The sequence below is a fragment of the Streptomyces sp. genome, assembly GCF_031178505.1.
Taxonomy (GTDB): Bacteria; Actinomycetota; Actinomycetes; order Streptomycetales; family Streptomycetaceae; genus Streptomyces; species Streptomyces gulbargensis.
On sequence record NZ_JAPSIW010000554.1, the window covers coordinates 1 to 4,800 of the forward strand.

Here is a 4,800-nt window from a genome sequence, read left to right on the forward strand (position 1 = left end):
CACCTCATGTTCACCGCCGGTGTCGGTGCCCTTGTCGACCTGCCGAACTTCTCGGTGCTCATCCGGGGCATCGACTCCTGGAGCCACTCCGGTGTCACCGACTTCGACATCGATGAGCCCCGCCTCCGCGCCGCCGTCAACCGCTCACTCCAGCGCTATGGACGAGGACAGGTCGAACAACTGCGAGCGGCTCCGTGGCTGGAGGGCGCCGACGCTGACCCGAAGGGCTGGGCGGCCCAGGGAGTGGGCGTGCCCGTCACGCCCTTTCCCCAGTGGTTGCGCTGTACGGCCTGTAACGTGCTGGCCGCCGTCGACTCCGGTGAGTTCGCCTTCGTCAACTCCAACGCCCGGACACCGCACGAGGCGAGGTTCGTCCACGACTGCAAGCGGGGCAAGCCGCTCGCCGTGGCAGCGCGCTTCACCCTGGTCTGCACCGCCGGCCATCTCGACGAGTTCCCGTACACCGCGTACGTTCACCACGGGCAGGCCTGCGGCAAGACGCCGCGCCCGAAGCTGCGCATGAAGGATCATGGCGGCAATCAGGCGGCCAACGTCACCATCGAGTGCGTCGCCTGTGGTGTGAAGCGCAACATCCGGGAGGCCATGGGCGAGCGGGGCCGCCGTAACCTGCCCGCGTGCCGCGGACGGCACCCGCATCTGGGGACCTACGAGCCGAACGGCTGCGTACAGGAGCCGGTCCTGATGGTGGCGGGGGCCTCCAACCAGTGGTTCCCGCTCACCCTCAGCGCCCTGGCCCTGCCGAAGGCACAGGGCGGAGACATCGACAAGCTTCTCGACGATCACTGGCCCGACCTCGAACTCATCGAGGATCGAGGGCAGTTCGACTTTGTGGCGCGCATGCCCAAATTCGCTTTCCTGAAGGAGTTCGACGCCGACGCGGTGGTTGCGGCGATCACAGCGCGCAAGCAGGGGGCGGCCGGCCCGGCGCCCTCCGCGCCCGACGTCCAGACGGACCTGTTCGGACCGGAATGGGACGCGCTTTCCGGACCCGTCCCCACTCCCAGCGAGGACTTCGCGCTGCGGCGGGTCCCGGTGCCGGCCCGTCTCAGCGAGTTCTTCGGCGACATCAGGCAAGTCGAGCGGCTGCGCGAGGCCCGGGCGCTGATCGGCTTCACCCGGCTCGATGCGCCGGATCCGGAATCGCCGGAGATCGCCACGCGCGTCGAACTGTCCCGCGGGGCCCGCAACTGGGTGCCCGCGAGTGAGGTGCGCGGCGAGGGTGTCTTCCTGCGGGTGCGGGACGGCTTGATGGCCGAGTGGGTCGCCCGTATGGAGAAGTCCCCCCAGATGGAGGCGCACAGAGAGGCGTACGCGCGGTTCCGCGCCAACCGGAAGTCGGACCGCAAGACGAGCGACTTCGACCCCTATTCCGGCTGGCCAGGAGCCCGCTACATCGCCCTGCACACCCTCTCACACCTGCTGATCCGTGCCATCGCCCTGGAATGCGGCTACAACTCCGCCTCGCTGGCCGAACGGATCTACGCCGGAGACGAGCAGAACCCGAGGACGGGCATTCTCATCTACACCGCGGTCCCGGACTCGGAGGGCACCCTGGGCGGTCTGGTCTCCCTCGCCGAGGCACGCGAGTTCGACCGGATCGTGCGCCGGGCCCTGGTCGACGCCGGTCACTGCTCGGCGGACCCGCTGTGTGCTGAGCGCCTGCCGCACGACCCGGCCGACTTCCTCCACGGAGCCGCGTGCCACGTGTGCCTGTTCGTGTCCGAGACAACCTGCGAGCGTGGCAACCGCTTCCTGGACCGTCGTTTCCTCGTCCCGCTGGCCGGGGACAAGGAACCGGTGCTGACACCGGTCGGTCTGCTGCCGTGAGCCGCCCCGCGTTCGAGGCCGCTGTCGGGCCCGCGGTCGCGGCTCTCGGACTCTCCCGGAGCAAGGACCTCGCCGGCCTGCTGGCCCAGGCACGTTCCAGGGAACGGATACTGACCGAACTGGAGGCCCCGGGAGTCGGCGAGGCCGTCGCGCGACTCTGCGACGCGATGCAGTCGGAGTCGGTGGCACCCGCCGAGGCGGCTGCCTATGTGCGCGGCTATGTCGCCGCCCGACGACAGGTCCGGGACACGGTCCGTGTCCGCACGGTGTGGAGCGGCCCCTCGACACCGGCCGTACCGGTGCGCGCCACAGCCCAGGTGCTCGTCGAGGTCATCAACGGGGCACAGCACGAACTGCTGGCCATGACGTATGCGGCCCGTCCGTATCCGGCGCTGACCCGCGCTCTGAGGAAGGCCGCGGACAGGGGCGTGGAGATGCACGTCGTGGTCGAGACACTGGCAGGCTCGGGCGGACTTCTTTCAGGGAAGGAACCCGCCGACGCGTTCGCCTCCGTGCCCGGGCTGCTGCTGTGGGTATGGGCCCGGAACCCGGCCGAACACGCCGGTTCACGCCAACATGCCAAGCTGGCGGTCGCCGACCGCCGCACCCTCTTTCTGGGCAGTGCCAACCTGACCGAGTCCGCGGTTCGGCGCAACATCGAGGCCGGCGTGCTGGTGACAGGCGGGGAGGCACCGCAGCGCGTGGCAGAGCACATTGTGGAGCTGCAACGTCTCGGCATACTGAGGCTTTACCGACCTGAGCGAGCGGACCAGCCTTTTCGCCGATGACGCGACTGCGCGCCTACGGCCGTCGAGACGACGGCCCGGGGGCGGGCGTGGGTGGTTGACCGCCGTCCGGCAGCGCGGTTTTCTGCCGCCGCGGTCAATGCCGTTCTGCAACCACCGTCGTCAGCGGCGGCAGGATGTGCGCAAGGCCACTGGGCGATGACGATCCGCTGGCGCGTTGAAGAGGTTGCAGGACGGCGGTCTCGTTCGGGTAGTCGTCGCGCACCAACACAACGCGGACGGCGAGGTCACCAAGGTCACCGACGCACTCGGCCACTCCCGCCACGCCAAGTACACGGGCCACCTGCTGCAGAGCGCGATCGACGCGAAGGGCACGGGCACGGACGGCACCGGCGGCAACACCACCACCTACGGCTGGGACGGCCGCAACAACGCCCTCTCCCAGAAGCTCCCGCTCGGCGCCACGGCGTCGGTGACGGCGTACCAGACCGTCGCCGGCACCGACCTGCCCAACGACTTCACCACGGCGGACGGCCGCAAGGACACCTTCAAGTGCGACACCAACGGCAACACGATGTCGGTGACCGCCTCGGGCACGGCCGACGGCATCCGTGAGTACACCTCCAACAAGGACACCCCGACCTGCGGCGGCTTCGAGGGCCAGCGCTGCACGGCGAAGGATGCCAACGGCAAGGTCACCTCCTTCGAGTACGACACCAAGGGCAACCTCAAGACGGTGACGCCGCCGGCGCCGCTGGGCAAGACGGAGTACACCTATGACGCGCTCGGCCGGGTGGAGACCGCCACCGACGAACGCGGCATCAAGACGGTCTACGTCTACGACAACCGTGACCGCGTGACGAAGGTGTCCTCCACCAACGCCACGGTCACCTACTCCTACGACGGCGACGGCAATGTCAGGACCCGCACGGATGCCTCCGGCAGCACGGGCTGGACCTACGACGAGCTCAACCGTGAAAGCGTCCGCACGCTGCAGAACGGCGCCCAGACGGCGCTGGCCTACACCCCGGGCGGCGAGGTCGACCACTACACCGACCCGACCGGCACCACCGACTACACCTGCACCCCGGCCAGGGCGGAGCGTCGGGCCGTCGCTCCCGACCCGAAACCGGCCAAGGCTCTTGAACCGAAGCCGGTCGAGAAGAAGGATCCGAACCTCAGGAAGATCCGACGCCTGCTCGGTGAACTGGACCGGACCCATGGGCACCGGCCCACCCAGGACCTGCTGCGGCTGCTCGACGAGATCGGGAAACATCGCGATCAGCTCGCCCGACCACTGCCCGCCGCGGAAACCAAGCTCGTCGAGCGGTGGCAGAGCAGGCTGGAGGACCGAAGGTCCGCCGAGCGCTCCGCCCAGGCGGCCGCCGCCTCGCGGAACACGTAGGCGAGGACGGCCCGCACCGCCGAGACACCGCAGGACGACCGCCTACCGGCCGAGAGGGTCGAGAAGCTGGCCCCCACGGTCCGCGGCATCCTCGAGAAACTAGCCCGCGCCGACGGCACTCCCCTAAGCTGGGGCGACCTCCGTGTTCGGGCGGGTGGGCAGCTCCCGTTCCTGCACCCGGAGGACCAGGTCGTGTTGCTTGTCGCGGCGGACCGGGGCACACCGGCTGACGAGCCGCTCCTGTCCACACTGGTCGACAATCCCGTAGCCGCCCCGCACCGGCTCTACCGCCAGGTGCGCCTCGGTCTCGGTCGGGAGCCCGTCCCTGATACGGAGCTCGAGACTCATCGAGCCGTGGAGGCTCTGCGGTTGCGGCAGATCTGGCGTTACCGGCGGTGAGTGGGTAGCCCTTCCGGCTCCCGCGACGGGGCGAGGGCGAAGCCATGTGCGTCATGCTTCGACCGGCGTCGTCAGCACCGCCCGGACGGTCTTGCCGCAGGGTGGGTAGGGGACGGTATCCCAATGCCGCCGGCTCTCGACATGACTGATGAGACGTCAGGTAAGTCAGCATCCACTCAGCATCAGTCCCGTACGGCTCCTCGCGCGTGCGCCCGGTCGGCGGCTTCGCGGCAGCCTGCTGGCGCAGAAATACGCAGAAGGTCTTCGAGCCGAAGGCATGCCGATGTACAGTGAGGGACGCCCTTGACCTGCAGAAAGCAGGCAGGGAGCCGTCTTTCAGGAGTCCAAAGTGCTGCGTACTCTGTTCAAGTCCAAGATCCACCGCGCCACCGTCACCCAAGC

4 protein-coding genes are annotated in these 4,800 nt (G+C 68.9%); 3 read left to right on the top strand and 1 reads right to left on the bottom strand.

What is annotated here, in order from left to right:
• The 3 genes from RIF68_RS27590 to RIF68_RS27600 form a co-directional block, all read left to right on the top strand.
• Window positions 1-1,848 (top strand): DUF1998 domain-containing protein (locus RIF68_RS27590; RefSeq protein WP_309054013.1); only part of this gene is annotated, 1,848 nt, incomplete at its 5' end.
• Window positions 1,845-2,636 carry a DISARM system phospholipase D-like protein DrmC gene (drmC, locus tag RIF68_RS27595; protein ID WP_309054014.1) on the top strand — a complete coding sequence of 264 codons (792 nt, stop codon included), beginning with the start codon at window positions 1,845-1,847 and terminating at the stop codon, window positions 2,634-2,636. The genes RIF68_RS27590 and drmC, both read left to right, overlap by 4 nt.
• A gap of 175 nt (window positions 2,637-2,811) precedes the next feature.
• A complete protein-coding gene (locus RIF68_RS27600) occupies window positions 2,812-3,999 on the top strand; it encodes a hypothetical protein (RefSeq protein ID WP_309054015.1) in 1,188 nt (395 codons plus the stop codon).
• A 123-nt stretch (window positions 4,000-4,122) separates the two neighbouring features.
• On the opposite strand, the gene RIF68_RS27605 is transcribed toward RIF68_RS27600, so the two are convergent.
• Window positions 4,123-4,347, bottom strand: coding sequence for a hypothetical protein (locus RIF68_RS27605; RefSeq protein ID WP_309054016.1), 225 nt, complete (start codon window positions 4,345-4,347; stop codon window positions 4,123-4,125).
• Window positions 4,348-4,800: the final 453 nt, after the last annotated feature.